Origin of the sequence: Anaerococcus lactolyticus ATCC 51172 (assembly GCF_000156575.1) — a bacterium.
Classification (GTDB): domain Bacteria; phylum Bacillota; class Clostridia; order Tissierellales; family Peptoniphilaceae; genus Anaerococcus; species Anaerococcus lactolyticus.
The window spans coordinates 1-241 of the sequence record NZ_GG666150.1 but is presented as its reverse complement, the minus strand read 5'-3'; the positions used below and the strand labels follow the sequence as shown (position 1 = coordinate 241).

Annotated in this window: 1 protein-coding gene; it reads left to right on the top strand. The window is 63.1% G+C overall.

The genetic code is table 11. The annotated features are described in order from the left end of the window. A partial coding sequence (locus tag HMPREF0072_RS11600) for a P-II family nitrogen regulator (RefSeq protein ID WP_081447049.1) occupies window positions 1–228 on the top strand: 228 nt, incomplete at its 5' end. Window positions 229–241 lie beyond the last annotated feature (13 nt).

Genomic DNA, 241 nt, shown 5'->3' with positions numbered 1-241 from the left:
CGCCAGAAGGGCCACACCGAGCTGTATCGCGGCGCCGAGTACGTCGTCGATTTCCTGCCCAAGATCAAGATCGAAACCGTGGTCACCGACGAACGTGCCGATGCGGTGATCGAAGCGATCCAGTCGTCGGCAGGCACCGGCAAGATCGGTGACGGCAAGATCTTCGTCACCGCCGTCGAACAGGTCATCCGCATCCGCACCGGCGAAATCGGTGCCGACGCGCTGTAACCCCCTTCCGGAG